This is a genomic window from Algoriphagus sp. Y33 (assembly GCF_014838715.1).
In the GTDB taxonomy this organism is placed as follows: Bacteria; Bacteroidota; Bacteroidia; order Cytophagales; family Cyclobacteriaceae; genus Algoriphagus.
In genome coordinates, this window is record NZ_CP061947.1 from 4,487,435 (window position 1) to 4,506,198 (window position 18,764).

15 protein-coding genes are annotated in these 18,764 nt (G+C 41.0%); all 15 read right to left on the bottom strand.

Features of this window, described 5'->3' with window-relative positions:
* Window positions 1-78 precede the first annotated feature (78 nt).
* On the bottom strand, window positions 79-273 hold the full coding sequence (locus ID165_RS18080; protein ID WP_192346684.1) for a DUF6728 family protein: 195 nt from the start codon (window positions 271-273) through the stop codon (window positions 79-81).
* A 92-nt stretch (window positions 274-365) separates the two neighbouring features.
* Window positions 366-2,348 (bottom strand): (E)-4-hydroxy-3-methylbut-2-enyl-diphosphate synthase, encoded by a 1,983-nt coding sequence (gene ispG, locus ID165_RS18085; RefSeq protein ID WP_192346686.1) that lies wholly within the window; start codon window positions 2,346-2,348, stop codon window positions 366-368.
* Between the two features lie 5 nt (window positions 2,349-2,353).
* Complete coding sequence (locus ID165_RS18090) at window positions 2,354-3,058, bottom strand: SDR family oxidoreductase (protein ID WP_192346688.1); 705 nt, start codon at window positions 3,056-3,058, stop codon at window positions 2,354-2,356.
* A 63-nt stretch (window positions 3,059-3,121) separates the two neighbouring features.
* On the bottom strand, window positions 3,122-6,502 hold the full coding sequence (locus tag ID165_RS18095) for a hypothetical protein (RefSeq protein WP_225586825.1): 3,381 nt from the start codon (window positions 6,500-6,502) through the stop codon (window positions 3,122-3,124).
* 130 nt (window positions 6,503-6,632) lie between these two features.
* The gene (locus ID165_RS18100) at window positions 6,633-10,337 is read right to left on the bottom strand and encodes a HAMP domain-containing sensor histidine kinase (RefSeq protein WP_192346692.1); all 3,705 of its coding nucleotides are present in this window, start codon (window positions 10,335-10,337) and stop codon (window positions 6,633-6,635) included.
* Window positions 10,338-10,393: 56 nt separating this feature from the next.
* Window positions 10,394-10,645, bottom strand: coding sequence for a hypothetical protein (locus ID165_RS18105; RefSeq protein ID WP_192346694.1), 252 nt, complete (start codon window positions 10,643-10,645; stop codon window positions 10,394-10,396).
* Between the two features lie 173 nt (window positions 10,646-10,818).
* The gene (locus ID165_RS18110; protein WP_192351658.1) at window positions 10,819-11,349 is read right to left on the bottom strand and encodes a DUF420 domain-containing protein; all 531 of its coding nucleotides are present in this window, start codon (window positions 11,347-11,349) and stop codon (window positions 10,819-10,821) included.
* A 4-nt stretch (window positions 11,350-11,353) separates the two neighbouring features.
* Window positions 11,354-12,028 carry an SCO family protein gene (locus ID165_RS18115; protein ID WP_192346696.1) on the bottom strand — a complete coding sequence of 225 codons (675 nt, stop codon included), beginning with the start codon at window positions 12,026-12,028 and terminating at the stop codon, window positions 11,354-11,356.
* Window positions 12,029-12,105: 77 nt separating this feature from the next.
* A complete protein-coding gene (locus ID165_RS18120) occupies window positions 12,106-12,438 on the bottom strand; it encodes a cytochrome C oxidase subunit IV family protein (RefSeq protein WP_192346698.1) in 333 nt (110 codons plus the stop codon).
* Between the two features lie 18 nt (window positions 12,439-12,456).
* A complete protein-coding gene (locus tag ID165_RS18125; RefSeq protein WP_192346700.1) occupies window positions 12,457-13,233 on the bottom strand; it encodes a cytochrome c oxidase subunit 3 in 777 nt (258 codons plus the stop codon).
* Window positions 13,234-13,260: 27 nt separating this feature from the next.
* A complete protein-coding gene (locus tag ID165_RS18130) occupies window positions 13,261-13,842 on the bottom strand; it encodes a cytochrome c oxidase subunit 3 (RefSeq protein ID WP_192346702.1) in 582 nt (193 codons plus the stop codon).
* A gap of 6 nt (window positions 13,843-13,848) precedes the next feature.
* A complete protein-coding gene (gene cyoE, locus ID165_RS18135) occupies window positions 13,849-14,751 on the bottom strand; it encodes a heme o synthase (protein ID WP_192346704.1) in 903 nt (300 codons plus the stop codon).
* A 2-nt stretch (window positions 14,752-14,753) separates the two neighbouring features.
* A complete protein-coding gene (locus ID165_RS18140) occupies window positions 14,754-15,830 on the bottom strand; it encodes a heme A synthase (RefSeq protein ID WP_192346707.1) in 1,077 nt (358 codons plus the stop codon).
* On the bottom strand, window positions 15,814-17,697 hold the full coding sequence (locus ID165_RS18145; protein WP_192346709.1) for a cbb3-type cytochrome c oxidase subunit I: 1,884 nt from the start codon (window positions 17,695-17,697) through the stop codon (window positions 15,814-15,816). The genes ID165_RS18140 and ID165_RS18145 overlap by 17 nt, the downstream gene beginning before the upstream one ends.
* Before the next feature lie 18 nt (window positions 17,698-17,715).
* Window positions 17,716-18,747 (bottom strand): cytochrome c oxidase subunit II, encoded by a 1,032-nt coding sequence (locus tag ID165_RS18150; RefSeq protein WP_192346711.1) that lies wholly within the window; start codon window positions 18,745-18,747, stop codon window positions 17,716-17,718.
* Between the last annotated feature and the right edge of the window lie 17 nt (window positions 18,748-18,764).

Sequence of the window (18,764 nt, forward strand, 5' to 3'; positions counted from 1 at the left end):
TCCTTGGATTAAAATCCGACAACAACAGCTGTGCTCTCCGCAAAAAACTTTGCCTGCTCATACTCGGCAGTAAAAAGATCAGGCTAATCGCTTTACAATCCAAAATATCAAAGCCAACAAAAACACTACAATCGAAATCTTATTGATCCCATGCATCATGCGTAGGTTAATATTGGATTTTTGATTAGGATCAGGCTTTTGAAACACCCGGGTGAAATAACTTCCAAATTCACCCAAATTGAAAAATCCTTTTACTTTGTTGTTTTCGGACATAGCTTGGTTTTATTGGATAAACAGATAGGATTGGTTATTGGTTTACTTAGTCTCGTTAATCCTGCTTCAGGAGAAGCAGGATAACTTTCTGGTTAAAGAGTTTCCTGCTCATTCCACATGCCGTCTTCTTTGATGATTTCTATGAGTTTGTCTACTGCTTTTTCCGAAGGAACAGATCGCTTCATTACTTCCTTGCCCTTGTACAGCGTAATCTTCCCTTTACCCGAACCTACATAACCATAATCCGCATCAGCCATCTCTCCGGGGCCATTTACGATGCAGCCCATGATTCCGATTTTCACACCCTTCAAATGATCAGTTCGCTTACGGATCATTGCTGTAGTTTCCTGAAGATCAAAGAGCGTTCTACCGCAGGAAGGACAGGAAATATATTCCGTCTTTGACATTCTTGTCCGCGCTGCCTGAAGCACGCCAAACCCAACAGAGTTATGAAGTTTGATCTGATCCAGAATTTCTTCGCGGGTATGTTCCTTTTCCTTCTCTAATGAAATAAAGATGCCATCCCCTAATCCATCAATCAGTAAGCCTCCCACATCCGTCGCAGCATAGAGCATTGTTTCATCCTGGGACTGATCAGGATAGCTCACTTTCACGATCACAGGAATCTCGGACTTGACTTTCAGCAAACTCACAAATGCTCTTCTCAGCGCAGGCATAGCATGCTTATTCTCAGTCTTTAAAATCAAGACCGTATCATTCCTCTCTGAGGCCAAAGTAATAGCTTCTTCAATTTGCGTATCATAAACTTCCAGAAAATTCAATTCCGGATGAAACTTCCCGGCAGATGAAAAACCTGCCAAATCGAAAAGTGGAAATTTATTGTGCTGATCTGAGCAGGTAATCCAGCTAGCGGCATTCTGGATTTCTTTCATGCCATTAGGAAGCATAAAAGGAATTGAATTAGATCCTGAATAGACAAAATCACAACCCTGATCATTCATTTTCCATTTGTCCAGTTCCGGCAAATAGAAATGACCAACTGATTTCATTTCCTTCTCCGTTATTTTTTCAATCGTTGAAATATCAGTAATCACCCTAGGCACATTGTGTCCTCCGAAATTATAGATCTCAGAACTATGCCGCTTGAAATGCTCGTAAGGATTTACAGGATAGTCTTGGATAGGACTGATTTCTATGTGTCCCGGGCGGTTGGCATATCGTTCAATCAAAGCCTTAGCGACCGGTGCCTCAAACTCCGGATCTTCGGTCAGCGAAACCCGCACCGTATCTCCCAATCCATCTTCCAACAGCGTGCCAATCCCTACAGCTGATTTGATCCTTCCGTCTTCCGCTTCTCCCGCTTCAGTTACTCCAAGATGTAATGGATAGGGCTTGAATCCTCCCTGATCCAATTTCTCCACAAGTAATCGATACGCTTGTACCATGACCTGCGTATTGGAAGATTTCATAGAAATCACGATATCGAAGTAATTTTCGTCCTCACAGATCCTTAAAAACTCCAGTGCCGACTCCACCATTCCCAGCGGAGTATCGCCGTACCTACTCATGATCCGGTCAGAAAGCGATCCGTGATTAGTCCCGATTCTCATGGCTGTCCCGTTTTCCTTACAAATCTTCACCAACGGCAAAAACCGCTCACGGATACGGTCCAATTCTTCCTGATAGGTTACGTCAGTATATTCTATGACTTCAAATTTCTTTTTGTCCGCATAATTGCCCGGATTCACACGTACTTTTTCCACAATTCTTGCTGCTACTTCTGCTGCATTCGGAGTAAAATGGATATCTGCTACCAGCGGTGTAGTATAGCCTCTTTTGCGAAGCCCATCTTTAATATGCTGAAGATTTTCCGCTTCCTTTATGCTAGGAGCAGTGATTCTTACCAGTTCGCAGCCTGCTTCAATCATGCGGATACTTTGCGCTATAGAGCCTTCAGTATCCATCGTATCGATGGTGGTCATGGACTGTACCACGATAGGATTGTCACCTCCTACGATGACATCCCCGATTTTTACAGGGATAGTTTTTCTCCTCGAATAACTCGTCAAGCTATCGCAATACAGCTGATCTAATGATTTGATAATTGGATCCATGGGGTTTATATATCTCCTAATTGAGGACGGATTACTATTTCTTCAACAACAGACTGGGGCGAAAGGTTATAAGCTGACCAAACACTTTCTGCGACATCTGCAGCTTTCATAAATCTTTCTACAGGCAAATCTACCCCTTCCCAGCTTGATGTATAGGTGGCTCCCGCAAGTATGGAAGTCACTTTTATTTGATGCGGTTTTAATTCTTCCCGAAGGCACTTGGTCATACCCAGCATAGCCCATTTGGAGACAGCATAGGTCCCCCCGTTGGGGTACGCAGTAAGTCCGGCCACTGAGCCCATAGAGAAAATATGTCCTGATGCCCTTTCAATCATTTCTTTGACAAACCCACGGGTTAGATAATACGCAGAATACAAATTTGTCTCCATCATCAGCTCAAAATTCCCCTCCGGCTCATTATGAATAGCTCCCGGGATAAATACACCTGTATTATTCACCAGCACATCCGGAATCCCCACAGCCTTGATTTCAGTCACAAACCTTGCGACATCTGCCTTTTTAGAAAGATCTGCCTGAATTGCATTCACTGCGATAGTTCGATACTTCTCTTTCAGAGAAGCCTTTAGACCCGCCAACTCAGCTCCATTTCTTGCGCAGGTAAAGATATCAAACCCTTCTTCCGCAAAGCGTTCTATGATAGCTCTTCCTATTCCTTTTGTACCTCCTGTGACGAGGATGCTTTTGCTCATTTGATTCGTAGTTTAATAGTTAGTATGACAACTATCTAGCTTTCGCAAAGTTACATTAATTTATCAAAACAGTGCCGAAACTTGCATTCTCCCCACATGGACAATACGGTCCAACCCCTGAGAATTCCTTCCTTCATATACCAGATTAAGCTGTAAGCCTTCTCCTATTTTTTGAAGCCAGTTTACGTTCCAAGTCACATTAGTCCCACTAGTCAGTGCCTGAAGCATTTCATAGCCCACAGGAGAGTTGTCAACTCCATTGTAGTCGATTTGAATCAGTTTGAGATTACCCGTCAACGTAGTTTTCACTGCCCTAGCAAACCGAAGATCCATCCCCACCTGATGTAAGTGGGCTTTTTCTTTATATTCCACATTTGCAGTATTTATTTTGCCTGTAAAATTATACATCGCCGTGGCCCTGAAATAAGGCGTGGGCTGCCAAGAAAATTCCGGTCCAATTTGATTCTGAGAGATTGTGTAATTCCTGTTGTCCAGAAAATCTGAAGCAGAAAGTCTATCACCTGTACCGGCCAAAACCCTAAGTGTCGTCTGTCCGCTGAAATTATAGCGCGTATTCAACTTCCAATCTTTTTGAATCAAATCCTCAAAGCCGCCTGACAGCAATTGCTTAAACTGAGAATCAAAGAAAGTTAGATCAAATCCGTATTTCGCAGATGCCCGGTTAAAAAAGAAACTAGACCGAATCACTTGGCGAAGTGACAAAATATCTTCCCTATCCCCTCCGCCAACAAAAGGATTGATTCGATCTCCAAAATCATCAGAAGTTATTTTTTTCTCTACGCTCAAACTGGTCGTATTGGAAAATTTGTGTAAAAAGGATCGGAAGCCAGAAATTTCTTTCCAAGATTCAGGAAATTTCGCCTGAATTCGATAATTCAAAATACTCGTGTATGCCTGGATATAGGTGTCAGTGGGAACAAAAATCTTAATGTACTGCTTTTCCTCTGGATTGATCGCCAGATAAAATTCATTGAGCTGCTGTATACCATCGCCGTTATCATCACGCCACGTGTGTGTGCCGTCTCCATTCGGAGCAGGCAAAAAGACAAACTCACGCTGCAACTCACGACCATTTCCGATTGCATAAGAGACTTCATTCCGGATGAGATTTTTGCCCAAACTTCCGTGATAATCAAGTTTTCCCATGACGGTAAGTTCAGAAGGTAAATCCCGCTGCAAATATTCCAGCTCCCGATAAGTGAAGGTACTACTCAGACTGTGTTGCGTCCATTGCTTTCGAAAGGTGAAATTGGAAGTAAATGCACGGGTATCCTTTAGCAATTGCCCTGCAAAGGGAGCTTTATCTTCCCGCCAAGCTGCATCTACCAAAAAGGAATACCTCAGGGAATCGCTGCTGCGCAAATAAAGTAAATGCTGTTTGAAATTCATGGCAGTGCTAAGAACAGAATCCGTTTCGGCAATTCGAAAGGCATTTTGATCCACGGAGAATTGATAACCGGGAACAACTATTTTAGAAGCAAAACTCACATCACCCAAGTACCGTGTCCAGTCTGAAGTGAGCGAATCTTGCTTGGAATTCAGTCTAAAAAACTCCTGCCGTAGACGGATTTTGGATCCCAACTGTAAGTTCCAATTGGCGGAATGCTGCGTGCCATTGAGCACATTTTCTCTGTTTCTTAAGTAAAAAAGATAGTCAAAGCGATTGAGTGCGTCCTTGTCCAAACCAACTCCGGCACGAAAAAATTGCTCAGCAGCCGGATTTTGCAAAGCTGTCTGACCCACCCCCCAATCTCTGTCAAATTCCACATATCTGAATCGATCTATGAAATTGAAATTAGTAGAGTTGTATTCATATTCTGTCAGCCCCTTCATGGTATAGCCTTTGAAAAGCGAAGATCCACGCCCCTCGCTTTGCAATCCTACCTTCATCCCCATCCCCTGATTGTCATCATCACCCAACTCCGAGAAGAGATTATTGTCTACTGCAGAAAGCGCCAGTTCAGAATAAATATTCTCGTAATCATTAAGTTTGACTCTAGTCCCCGCCGTGACCATCCGTTTACTGTCGGGAAGAGGAAGCTGGGATAAAATCGAATAGCTGCCTTGCGGCTGTCCATCCAATCGCGGAATATATTCGTAAAGCGTCCCATTGGATAACTGGTTGGATCGACGGTAATCACCTTGTCCTGCTCCAACTTGAGAAAACCCCAACTCATAATGAGCTTTCTCAGGGTCAGTGGAATATTGATAGTAAATCAATTGATTTCCAAACTCGTCAAACCCAAGAATTTTTTCATATAAAATTCTATTCTGATCGAAAGCAACGCTATCTATCCTGGGAATTCTTGCCAACTCCGAACTATCGCCCACGGAAGCCAAAAGCCCTAACTCTTCCTGTGAAAAATCTGTAAACAAGGGTCTGTTTCTATTATCCTTCTCTTGGTAATAATTCAAATACACATCCACTTTACCATTGGTCTGGGTGTGGTTTGCACCGATGATGGATCGGGAATAATTCCGCTCTGCATATTCAAAATCCACACGAACCCGAGAATATTGAGTGATCAGAACTTTAGGCGTAAACGTGATTTCTGCTTGGTTATAATCAATCACGTAATCTTCATTAAATCCGCGCTTAAGTTGCTTTCCGTCCAAAAACACACGCTCTGAATTCGCCATAATGATCACAAATCGCTCATTATTCGGGCCATTAATTCGATACGGGCCCAAAACACCTTCCATAATCGGGAGTTGAATGGATGCAAATTTCCCCTTGGCAATGGAAGCAAAAGCCTGTGAACTTGCCGTCCAATTTTCGTACGGTTTGTAATTGGATGTAAACTGCAGTCCCTGCACATTCTTATAGTAGCGCAAAAACTCAGACCGCCTTTGCTGCAAGACTACATCTCCCGCAGCCAAGCTGAAATCATTGTTGTAAAGTTCGATCAATACATTGTCAAAGTCTTGGATCTGTTGGGTATTTCCTTCTGGCTGAAAAGGCACATTTTGATCTGTTATACTTGCCCTGATCTTGAGATTATCCGAAATATCACCTTCTAGTTGTAGGTTTAGTGACGAGTTTACAAATACATTCTGTGTATTCCCAAAGGATATCCCCCGTGTAAGACTTCCGGATCTGTACAGATTTGTAGTCGGGAAAAGCTCCTCACGAAAATCAAACCCTGGCAATTCAGCCGTTCTTCCGTCTTTAAAACGGGCTGTAGAATCATAATCCGTCAGCAACGTTCTACGGGCGACCGGCTTATCAAAGCGAATAGAAAAAGTTTGATAACATACTAAAAGTGAGTCTGGCTTGACATCATTTTCAAAAAACACCTCAAGCGTATTAGAACTTAAGTAATAGTTGAAATTATAGGTTTTCCCACTTCTATCCGTGATTCTGATAGTTTCTTCCTGTAAAGAGAGTGAATCCGGAACCATAGGATTGGAGAATACTTCCATTTCTACCCACCGACATTTTTCCTGAGCCCTTACCGAAGTAAAAAATCCCAGTACTAAAATCCAGAAAAGTAGCCAAATACGCATGTTCACTCCGAAATACCTTTTGAGTTGAAGGTACTAAAAAGATGAATTAAGCTATCAATGGAAAGGTAAGATAGAATGTGGTGCCTTTCCCCAGTTTAGTTTCAAACCAGATCTTGCCTCCAGCAGTCTCTACACCACTTTTTGCAATGGCCAATCCTAAGCCCGATCCGGTAGATTTGGTTGAGAAATTAGGAATGAAAATCTTATCCTTCAATTCATCTGATATGCCTTTGCCATTATCCGTAATCTCAAGAAAAACTGCTTGATCCGTCATCCAAAGCCATATCCTGATCTTAGGTTTCACTCCGGGCTCCACAGCTTGGACTCCATTGATGATCAGGTTTGAGATCACTCTGCCGAAAAGCTTATCATCTCCCATAATTGGGATATTATGGGTAAAAGAATCGTCCTGAAAAATCAATTCCACCTGTGGATCACCACTGAACAACTCCAAAACTTTGTTCAGCACTGATTTGAAATTGATCAGCTCATTATTTGGAAGAGGCATTTTCGCAAATGTGGAAAAAGAGGAAGCAATCCCGCTTAAGGCATCTACTTGATGAATCAGGGTTTCCAGTGATCTTTTCAACTTCTCGGCATCGTCTAACCCGCCTGCATCTTGCAGTCGGATCAGATGCTGTAGCGTCAGCTTCATTGGTGTTAGCGGATTCTTGATTTCATGCGCTACTTGCTTTGCCATTTCACGCCATGCAGATTCCTTCTCAGTAGAAGCCAGCACTTTTTTACTATTTTCCAGCTTGAAAAGCATGTTGTTGTACTCATTTACCAACAGGCCAATTTCATCCTTGGACCCCCAGTGCATAGGTTCATTATTTTCCAGATTTGTAACTTTTAACTTTTGCGTAAGCAATTTGAACGGAAAAGTAAGATTGGTTGACACAAAATAAGAAACAAACAAAAAGAGGATAAAAATCACCACAAATGTGTTGAAAATATTGCTCAACACATCGGCAATCAGTGTATTCAATTCCGTCTCTGACTCGAAAAACGGCACGGCCAAAATCCCCAGATTTTCCTGTTTTGCTACGGCTGGAATGGACAGATAAACTGTCTTATACCTTAACTTCCCGATTTGCTCATCAGCTAAATACTGACTTTGTCCCATCTCCTGAATCTCAGCAATCGCCTTGGGATTGATCAGAGGGGCTAAAATTTTCTTGTCAAAAATATTCGGGCGGTTGGTAGATTCTAACTTGCCTTCAGAGCTATATACATGGATATCACTGGCAGTAGTATTGGCCAATTCATTCACCTCTTCATTGAGTTGATCACTATCCACGACTTCGGGTTTCTGATTATTGAGAAAGCTTCCCAGATTTCCTCTTATCAATGCAGCCTTTTGGATATATTGCCTGTCAAGATCATCACGGTAGCTATTTGCAAGTAGACCTATTGTGATAATACTGATTATGAGAATAGGAAAGAAGAAAGCGAAATTCAGATAAAGCTGAAGCTTTGTGGAATAATTGAATTCAAAATTCTTGACTCCTGTGATCAGGGTATTGATCAGGATGGTCAAGAAAGTCATGATCACAAAAAGCACAAAGAAGAGGGAAATATTCCCTAAAAAGTGAGCCAACGATATATTTCTGGATGACACAATGATCAGTTCATCACCATTTTCTATCCCAAAATGGTGATAACCACTTTGCCTAACACCCTCCGTGACCAATACTTTTCGAGTTAAAACCTGTTCGAAATCCTTACTCAGATAATTAAACGATCCAGAATTTCTAATAAACTCTGAGTCTTTGAAAATGGCATAATCATAAAGTACCGGATCCAGCTTGTCGTTATATTTTTTATCCAACAGCAATTTGGGATAGACGCTTGTAGGTTGTACCCTCAACTGCCGAAGCTCAAGAAAAACTGTTCCCAATGATGAACCTTCTCTGCTCATCGGCACAAAAGCTACAAATCGATTTCCGCTATTCGATTCATTGCCACGTATAAAATATAAATCCTTCACACTTGTAGCATAATCACTTTTGATGTACTCCAATTGGATATCCTTGAGACTCTCCGAATCCGAAGACCCCAATATCTGCTGTCCTGAAGATGAGAAAATACGGACTTTAACTTCAAATTGGTCGAAGTAATTATCCAAATAAATCCTCCTGATTTTTGTTTCAATTGGTTCTTTGGAGAAAAGTGGGTCAGCTATCCTATTTTGAATAAACAAATCACTTTTGATACGAGTAAAAATCTCCCCCAAAAAAAACTCAGTCATCACATCACTTTCGATGAGGTTTTGGTTAGCGAAGCGGATTTTGGACTGAATCAATTCACTTTTTTCTGTCTGAAAAGTGCTAATCCCTCCAATAACTGCTGTCACCAAACAGGCAAAAAAGAAGGTTAAGAACGTATCCAGCCCAAGTTTAAAGGCATTTTTGAAAAGTTCGAGACGGACAATGGTAACCAGAAAACCTAGATGAACAAACCAAGCCACTCCATCCCAAACTGATAAGAAGAACAGTACAGCACCTATGGGCAATCCAATAATTGCCATCCATTTGTAATAAACTTTTTTACTTCGGTTAATTTCCAAGAGTAAACTGAACATTGTCAGCGAGATCAGCACATAAATTGCTCCCCAAAGAAACAGCAGAAAAAAACTTATCCCCTTAAACCAATCGAAGGAAGGAATGGAACTGATGTCCAAGGCCCACTGGGAATTAGTCATCAAATCCCTCGGCAGAGACCATACCATATAGACTCCAATAGTGCTTAGCACAAGTGAGAAAAATAAAAAGACCAAAAATTCATTTTGTGATTTGAGAACTTTGATTTTCTCATGCATGATCCTGGATGACATCTGATAGATCACCATTGCCAGGAGAAGTACACCACACAACGTATTAATCAGCAAATCTCCCAAACTCGGATTGAACCACGATGATGCATAATTGGCAGAGTCAAATAATGCCAAATTAAGGTAGTTGCCCGGAAAATCCAGCAGCAACATCATCATCCTAAATGCTCCAAGCACAAAAATTGCATAGCCAATTGCCTGCCACCTTCTTCCGGCTTTCCACTTACTCAACACGAAATCCGAGCTCAATAGAAAATAAAGCAGAAAAACAGAGGTAAAGAATATAAGAATAGCCGGATTAACAACCCTTCCTGCCGGACTGTAGCCAAAAAGGAAATTGATTCCAAAAAGCGGGATGCCAGCAGGATTTCTTACAACAGATGTTGCTTCATCGGGATTTGAAAAAAGCTCAAATCGTCCATTTCCAAATACAGTTGGATTTGGTCCTGTGATCAGGTAATTGTTTTCAATATTTCCGGGCCAAATCAGCCGAAGTACATGAAGCATTACATAATCGGCCCCATTCCTTTTGATTTTACGAACCTTAAGCAAAAGTGTACCATAGGGATCTTCCAGTAGTTGGTATTCTTTAGCAAGATCAACTTGAGAAAAATCAAGGGTTAAGGTAAAATCTGACCAGAACAGCAATTCCTTTTCCGTATTTAATATAAAAAAAGGGTGCTTGTGGGCAGGGGTACTTATCTGTCCAAAACTCAAGGTATCGTCTGGTCTGACATCCATTAGAACCTGAATGAAATCCTCATCAAATTCCTTATCCACCGCTTGCACACGATCCTGCAAAGCTTGCAAATAGGTCGCTTGATCACTTTTCTGAAAAAAAAAGAAATTCAAAACCAATACCGCAAGAAGAGAGAAAACACTGATCAAAATGATCAGACTACGAGAATCATGCTTCATTTATATGTAAAATAAAAAAAGCAAAGTCGTTGATCAAACTTTGCTCTTCTATTCCTTTAATGAAAGGCTATTTTCGCCTTCCTTTTTTTAGCATTTCGATACCAGAAAAAGCCAAGAACCATAGCTATAAGATAGGGCATGACAAAAAGATACATAATCCCCAGATTCAACCCTGCCCCAATACTCGTATCTCCATTGCTTACATTGTTTTCCACGGATGCCCTGCACATAGCACACTGAGCAAAGCATGCTGTGTGAAACACAAAAGATAAGAAAGTCAAGAACCCTATTTTGAAAGCTTTTTTCATCTGATTACAATTTGGATTTAAAGGATACTATCTGTCCGGTGACGAAGGATACAGGATAGCACGTCTCGATTCTCGGGAGAATCTCGCATTACGGATAATCATTCCTCAGTGTGCTCGTATACCACCTGCTCGATTTCATGCTATTTCCTACGGTTTATCCAGAACGCAGGTTTTTAATGTACATAATAAGGACTGATCATCAGGTAAACTATCACTCCAGTGACAGTTACATAAAGCCATATCGGGTATGCAAATCTAACAACTTTTCTATGCTTCTCACGCTGGTCTGTATATCCATAATAATATGCAAACAGGATTGGAAAAAGCGCCACAGCTGCCAAAACGATATGTGTGAGCAACAAGAAGTAATAAATGCTCCGAATCATTCCTTCACCACCGAAAGACGTGCTATCAGCTGCTGCATGATATACTACATAAGAAATCAAGAATATGGATCCCAAACCAAACGCTACTGTCATCGAAGCTCGATGTAAGGGAATGTTTCCCCTTTTGATGAAAAGAAGCCCCATGATCAAAGCTACAGTGGCAGCAGAATTAATTACGGCATTCAAATGAGGAAGAAAATAAACCCACTCTACACCCAAATCGATTTTAGACGGCATGAATATAAGCACAGCCACTACTACCGGGATGATTACAGAAATTGCAATAATCCACCCCTTCACCCTTCCCTCATTTTCCATCAAACTATTTTTCTTCGCCTGCATGCATTAACACTTTTGTCTCTAACATCAATAAATCCACATCTTCGCGTGATGTCCCACTATAATACCCTCTTATCCGTCCCAGCTCATCAATAAGCATGAACTTATCGCTGTGAACAAAATCATCAGGAACTCCCAAACCATCTACAGTAGGGATGATAAAACCGCATTTGGCAAGATCATAAGTTTCCTGTATTCCACCCGTCAAGAAATCCCACTTCCCGGCTTCGGCATTATGTTTATCTGCGTATTCCTTAAGTATTTCCGGGGTATCATACGTAGGATCAATGCTGATAGACATAATCCGAACTTGATCATAGCTCCTAAACATGTCGTTTACACGTTCCATTTCCGCAGACATTTTGGGACAGATACTTGGGCATGAAGTAAAGAAAAAGTCCACTATAGTGATCTTACCTTCCATATCCCCTCTGCCTACCTTCTCTCCTACCTGATTGGTAAAAGAAAACTCAGGAATGTAATGTTGGGTGGTGTCCGCTATTGGGCATTCCTTGAAAGGGTTGTCAACACCTTTTTCAAAATAAACAGGAATATCATAACTGTTGCTGCCAAAGCCTTTGAGAAACAGGAAAATCAATATAGGCACCAGCAGGATACAGACCAGCACTAACCCCTGCAATATTCTTAAACTTCTCATAATAGCGGTTTAACAAAAAAGAAGGTTAAAGTGTCTCACTTCAACCTTCTTTTTTCATACACTTTTAGAATTTCTGATTAAAACCAGCGTAGCGAAAATATATCTGAGCCTTCTTTAACTAACACTATGATTAGCCAGAACAAGAATACAATCGGCACTAGGATAGAATAGATCAATGGCTTCACTTCATCACCCAAGTGCATGAATTCCATCATGATATACTTAGCTTTCCAAATAGTCAAAGCCATAAACAATACATAAAGAAGTATTCCTCTAGGCATGGTGAAGGCCATTGCAAATTCCGCTGCTGTGATCAATAGCAAAATAAGCGCAGTCTTCCAGATTTTCTTAATCTTAACGTTGTTCCTAGGTACAACGTTAAGTGTTGATTTATTTTCTTGAATATCCATAATACTAATAGTTATAGCTTAGATCAGGTAGAATAATGTAAATACAAAGACCCAAACCAGGTCAACAAAGTGCCAATACAAACCGACTTTTTCCACCATTTCGTAGTGACCTCTTCTATCGTAAACCCCAACTGCTGCTTGGTAAAACACCATAAACAGAAGTACTACACCGATCGTAACATGGAAACCATGAAATCCGGTAATGAAGAAGAACAGGTTTGCAAAAGACGCAGGACCGTATTCGTTCACCAACAAATTGGCACCATGCACAGTTTCTGTCACATTTTGGTTTAGGTTGTTGATATAAGTAAGAACAACACCAGTGTCAGAACCATGGATGAAGTGACTCCATTCCCACGCCTGACAGCTCAAGAAGGTAATCCCACCCAGAAGTGTCCAGAGCATCCATTTTACCACATCATTTCTATCATTTCTATGTCCTGCTTCTACAGCCAGCACCATAGTCACAGAACTGGCGATCAAGATAAAAGTCATAATACCAACAAATATCAACGGAAAATGGCCTCCGTGAACAAATGGTATAGCATCAAATACCAATTCAGGTATAGGCCAATATTCGTTAGAACCCACAAAATCGGTGGCAGGTCCGGCATAAGATGGATAACTGACACGAATCGCGATGTAGGTAATCAAAAAAGCGGCAAAAGTAAAGATATCCGAAAGAAGGAAAAACCACATCATGAGTTTTCCATAACTGGCTTTTAGAGGTTCGTTACCACCTCCCCAGACGCCTCTTTTCGGGCTTACTCCTATAGCAGTAGAATGCGCAGACATAAGATATTGATTTGTACTTGGTTTATTTTAATGATTCAAAAGCAAAAACATGAAGAGATATAACCACAGAGCAGCAAGAAAATGCCAATAAGTAGTAGCCATCTCAAGTGTATCAAGCGACTTAGAATGTACTTTATAAGTATAGGTCGAAATTAATACAATAATCAGAAATATCACACCGCTGATCAAGTGAACGGCATGCAATCCCGTGAATACATAGAGAAACGATCCCGAAGGATTCCCTACGAAAAACACATTTTCATCCACCAGCGCAACCCAGCTATACCACTGCCCCACAAGGAATGCAACCCCAAATAACACAGCTAGGCTAAGGCCAGCCCGCACACCTACTAAATTATCTTTTTTAGCAGCTGAATAGGCATACTGAAGACAAATACTACTTACAATTACTATCCCTGAAGTGTACCAAAAGATCGCCGGAAGATCATACTCCAACCAATTACCTTCTGATTGCCTCACGATATATGCACTGGTAAGCGCCGCAAAAATCATTACAACAGTCACTAAGAACAACCATAACGCAAACTTCTTAGGATGCATTGAAATCGGCTGATCTACTATATCTACATATTTTAATTCCTTTTCCATCGGTCGTTATGGTAATTTATCCAATAAGTAAGCAATCTGTACGATGGGTAGGTATAAAAATGATCCAAACATAATTCGTAATGCGGATTTGCGAGAACAATCTTTCATCAATGAAAATGTCTGGGCAAGAAATAAAACTCCACATACTGTAGCCACAACACCTGATGTCATTCCGGTAAGTCCAAAATAACTTGGAAGCAAACCCAGAGGCAAAAGGAATAGTGTATAAATCATTATTTGAATTGCAGTGTTTAGGTCTTTGCCGCCACCACTTGGTAATAGTTTGAACCCGGCTGCTTTATAATCTTCATCTCCCACCCAAGCAATAGCCCAAAAGTGGGGAAACTGCCAGATGAATTGAATCCCGAAAATAATCAAGGCTTCATGGCTGATAGAACCCGTAGCAGCCGTCCAACCCAAAAGCGGAGGCAAAGCACCGGGAATAGCACCGACAAATACTGCTATTGGCCCTATTCTTTTCAAAGGAGTATAGACAAATACATAGAGGACCATGCTTAAAATCCCCAACCAAGTGGTCATCGGATTGGTAAAATACCAAAGCAAGCCAACACCAAGAATAGAAACAAGGGAAGTAACCCAAAGTGCTTCCTGAAGTGAAATAAGTTTTAATGGAAGCGGACGATTCTGGGTACGCTTCATCAGCTTATCCAAATCACGCTCTAGGATTTCGTTTGCCGCACAGGAAGCACCACTGATTAAGAATCCGCCAAGAGCAAGTCCAATAAAGCCAGACCAACCAAAACTTACTCCCCGATCGCCAAGAATATAGCCAAATACGGCAGAGAAAGTAACTAAAGCAGAAAGCCTTAATTTTATCAACTCAGCGTAAGCTTTGATCTTGCCAACTACTAAACTACTAATATGGTCAGTTACTTCAACTGTCCTCATGATCAATTTGTATTTAATCGAAACTGAATTTGCTCTCTAATCTCCAGCAGCAAAATGACTTGCACACCGATAGTCAAAGAACCTAATAAGAGATGGATAGGCTGAAGAAATGCAGGAATACCGAAGTATGCCATACCCATTCCTGTCGCTATTTCCAGTATAATCAAAATCATTAAGACCTGAGACCAAAGATTAACTTGAGATTTTCTCAGGGTATACTTAAATGCCCAAAAGAAATACACTACATGAATTCCCAGCAGAGCTATAGAAAAGGATCGGTGTATCAAGAATTCTATACCTATACGACCTATCCACTCATCCCTTAGCATATCTCCAAGTGAAGAGGAAATAATATCAATTTGCTCACGAACTTGTGTTCCTAAAACGATTTGAATTAACATCAAAATAGTACCAATCAGCAAAATCAGTTCTATTCGTCTCGGGACATCAATTTTCAGGCCTTTACCTTTGATCAATCTACCGGATCTGTGATAGACATAGATCAGAAGAGAAACTAATAGTAAAGCCAACATCATATGGAAAGTAATCATCCAGTGCAGCAAATTAGTAGATACTACAATAGACCCAATCCATCCAATGAAAATGACTAGAATAAGATTGAAAACAGATAAGATAGGTATCCATCGATCAGCCTTTCCGAGCGAAAATGATTTCCAAACGGTAAGAACAATCAACAGGCCAATCACTACGCCAGCCAATCGATTGAGGTATTCTATCCAGGTTTTCACTGGATTAAACTCTTCCTCAATAAGAATAGATTTGTCATTCGCTATTTCCTCAGCCTTTTCTGAGAATCCCAGTTTTTCAAGTGTTGCCACGAACCGTTCGTTCTTGGCCAATCTTTTATTTAGATAAATCTCCTGATAATTTGCGGGGAGCTGATCTACACTAGTGGGAGGGATCACCGCACCAAAACATTTCGGCCAATCAGGACAGCCCATTCCAGAACCGGAACTTCTCACTATCCCACCGATAAGAATCAGCAAATAAACAGCTATCACCGTGATTAAACTCACACGGCGAAAGCTATTCAGTGAGTTGTTAGTGGCTTGTTCCATTTGAAACCAAGACTTCCTCTTCTTCCTTCATGATTTCCAGTTCCACTTTCACCAATTCTTGTTCATGTGGAAGATTAGACTCAGGAGTTGCGGAAAGAGGAACTGTCTGAGGAATGAAATCCTCTTCAGCACCCGGTTTAGAGTAATCATAAGGCCACCTGTAAACAGAAGGAATTTCGCCTGGCCAGTTGCCATGTCCTGGTTCAATTGGTGTAGTCCACTCTAGCGTGTTAGATCTCCATGGATTCTGAGTTGCCTTTCTGCCTCTATACATAGAGTAGAAGAAGTTGAACAAGAAGATGAACTGTGCAGAGAAGGTGACAATCGCAGCAACCGATACAAACATGTTCAAATCAGTATACATATTGGCAAAATCAAAGTTTGTCCAAGTATAATATCTTCTAGGGAAGCCGGCGATACCGATGTAGTGCATAGGGAAGAACACCATGTATACCCCTACAAAGGTGATCCAAAAGTGAATATAACCCAACTTGGCATCCATCATTCTTCCAAACATCTTAGGGAACCAATGGTAAACACCGGCAATCATACCAAAGAAAGAAGCAGATCCCATCACCAAGTGAAAATGGGCTACTACAAAGTAAGTATCATGAAGTTGAATATCAATAGCAGAATTCCCTAGGAAAATACCTGTCAATCCACCTGAGATAAAGAAAGATACCAACCCTATGGAGAACAACATCCCGGGAGTAAAAATCAAATTACCTCTCCACAGGGTTGTCAAATAATTAAAGACTTTTACCGCAGATGGTACTGCAATGATCAAGGTCAAGAACATGAATATCGATCCAAGGAATGGATTCATACCTGACACGAACATATGGTGAGCCCAAACAACAAAGGAAAGTACAGTAATACCCAACAATGAGATAATCATTGCTTTGTATCCAAAAATCGGTTTTCTCGAATTGGTAGCTATTACTTCAGAGGTAATCCCCAATGCGGGAAGCAATACAATATACACTTCAGGGTGTCCCAAGAACCAGAATAAATGCTGATAGAGAACTGGGCTACCTCCTGTATTCGGAAGTGCTTCCCCACCGATGTAAATATCAGAAAGGTAAAAGGACGTACCGAAGCTTCTATCAAATACCAATAGTAATGCTGCCGCAAATAATACAGGGAATGACAATAAACCGATTACTGCTGTCAAGAAGAAAGCCCAAATCGTCAAAGGAAGCTTTGAGAAAGACATCCCTTTTGTTCTAAGGTTGATTACCGTGGTGATGTAGTTTATCCCTCCCATAAGAGATGAGGCGATAAAGAAGGTCATCGCTATCAACCACAGGGTCATCCCCAGTCCGGAACCGGGAATTGCCTGCTCCAAAGCCGACAGAGGAGGATACACTACCCAACCACCTGAAGCAGGGCCAGTCTTAAGGAACAGAGATATAAACATGATAACACCGGAAAGGAAAAATAACCAGTAAGATAGCATGTTCATAAAACCCGATGCCATATCTCTTGCACCGATTTGCAATGGAATAAGGAAATTGGAAAAGGTACCACTCAGTCCGGCAGTCAATACAAAGAATACCATGATGGTACCGTGCATGGTAACCAATGCAAGGTAGAATGTAGGATCTAAATGTCCGGTCTCATCGATCCAACCACCTAGAATTGGGCGGAGGAAAGACATATCCATCTCAGGAAAGCCTAATTGCAATCTAAAAAGGATCGAAAGAAAGCCTCCAAGCAGAGCCCAAAACATACCCGTAACCAGATACTGCTTTGCGATCATCTTGTGATCTAGAGAGAAAATATATTTTGTTACAAAATTATCATGGTGCTCATGGTCATGATGATCGTGTGCTGCGTCATGATTTGCGACAGATGCTGTAGACATAATCTATAATTTTGTTTGTTACTTTTCGCTTAATTGAATTTCCGCAAGCTCTTTAGTCTCCGAAGAAAGACCATCCGCTAGGGACGGATTCATCTGAATAAAAGACTTCTGCTCAGCAAACCACTTCTGATACGCCTCAGGCTCTACTACTTCAATAACTCGTCGCATGGAGAAATGTCCATTTCCACAGATTTCTGTACAAGCGATCTCATAATTAAATTCAGGGTTTCCTGTCTCCTCTCTCATTTCAGCTGTAGTCTTAGTAGGTACAAACCAAAAACGGGTAGGCATTCCAGGAACAGCATCCATTTTCAATCTCATGTGCGGAGCAAAAACAGAATGGAGTACATCTCTTGCTCTGATTTTGAAAAGAACAGGCTCTCCTTTAGGGATTACTACAACAGGAGATGAAAAATCATCAAGAGCATTTTTATCAGTGAAATCTATTCCCTGGGCATTAGTAGCGGTGATCAGTCTATAATCATAATCTCCCAATACTTTGTCTTTGCCTGGATATCTAATCTCCCATGCAAATTGGTACCCCATGATTTCCACAGTGTGCGCATTCTCCGGTGCCGGAGCGGTGATATCCGACCAAGCTACCCATCCGGAAATTACCAATCCTGCAAGTACTACGGCAGGAACTATAGTCCAGATAATCTCAAGTTTATTATTATCAGGATAGAAATCTGCCTTTCGCTTTTCACTATACTGATACTTATAAGGGAATATGAATAGTAACACATGAGTAATCAAAAATACTATCCCCGTGATAGCCATTGTCCACCAAAACAAAGAATCGGTAACCACACCGTGCTCAGATGCAATCGGCAATTGATAATTGTCAAACTCTTTGATAGAATACCAAAACATCAATATGCTGGCACCTACCAAGAAAACTATAAACAAAATTGCATTTACCTTATTACTCCCTGAAGCGATCTTTTTATCAGATCCTTTTACCACAGAGACCAACGTTTGGATTCTATATACCATCCATATTATGGAAAATATCAAAAGAACCCCTACTCCAATCAGAAATCCGTACATACCTTAATTATTTCGGC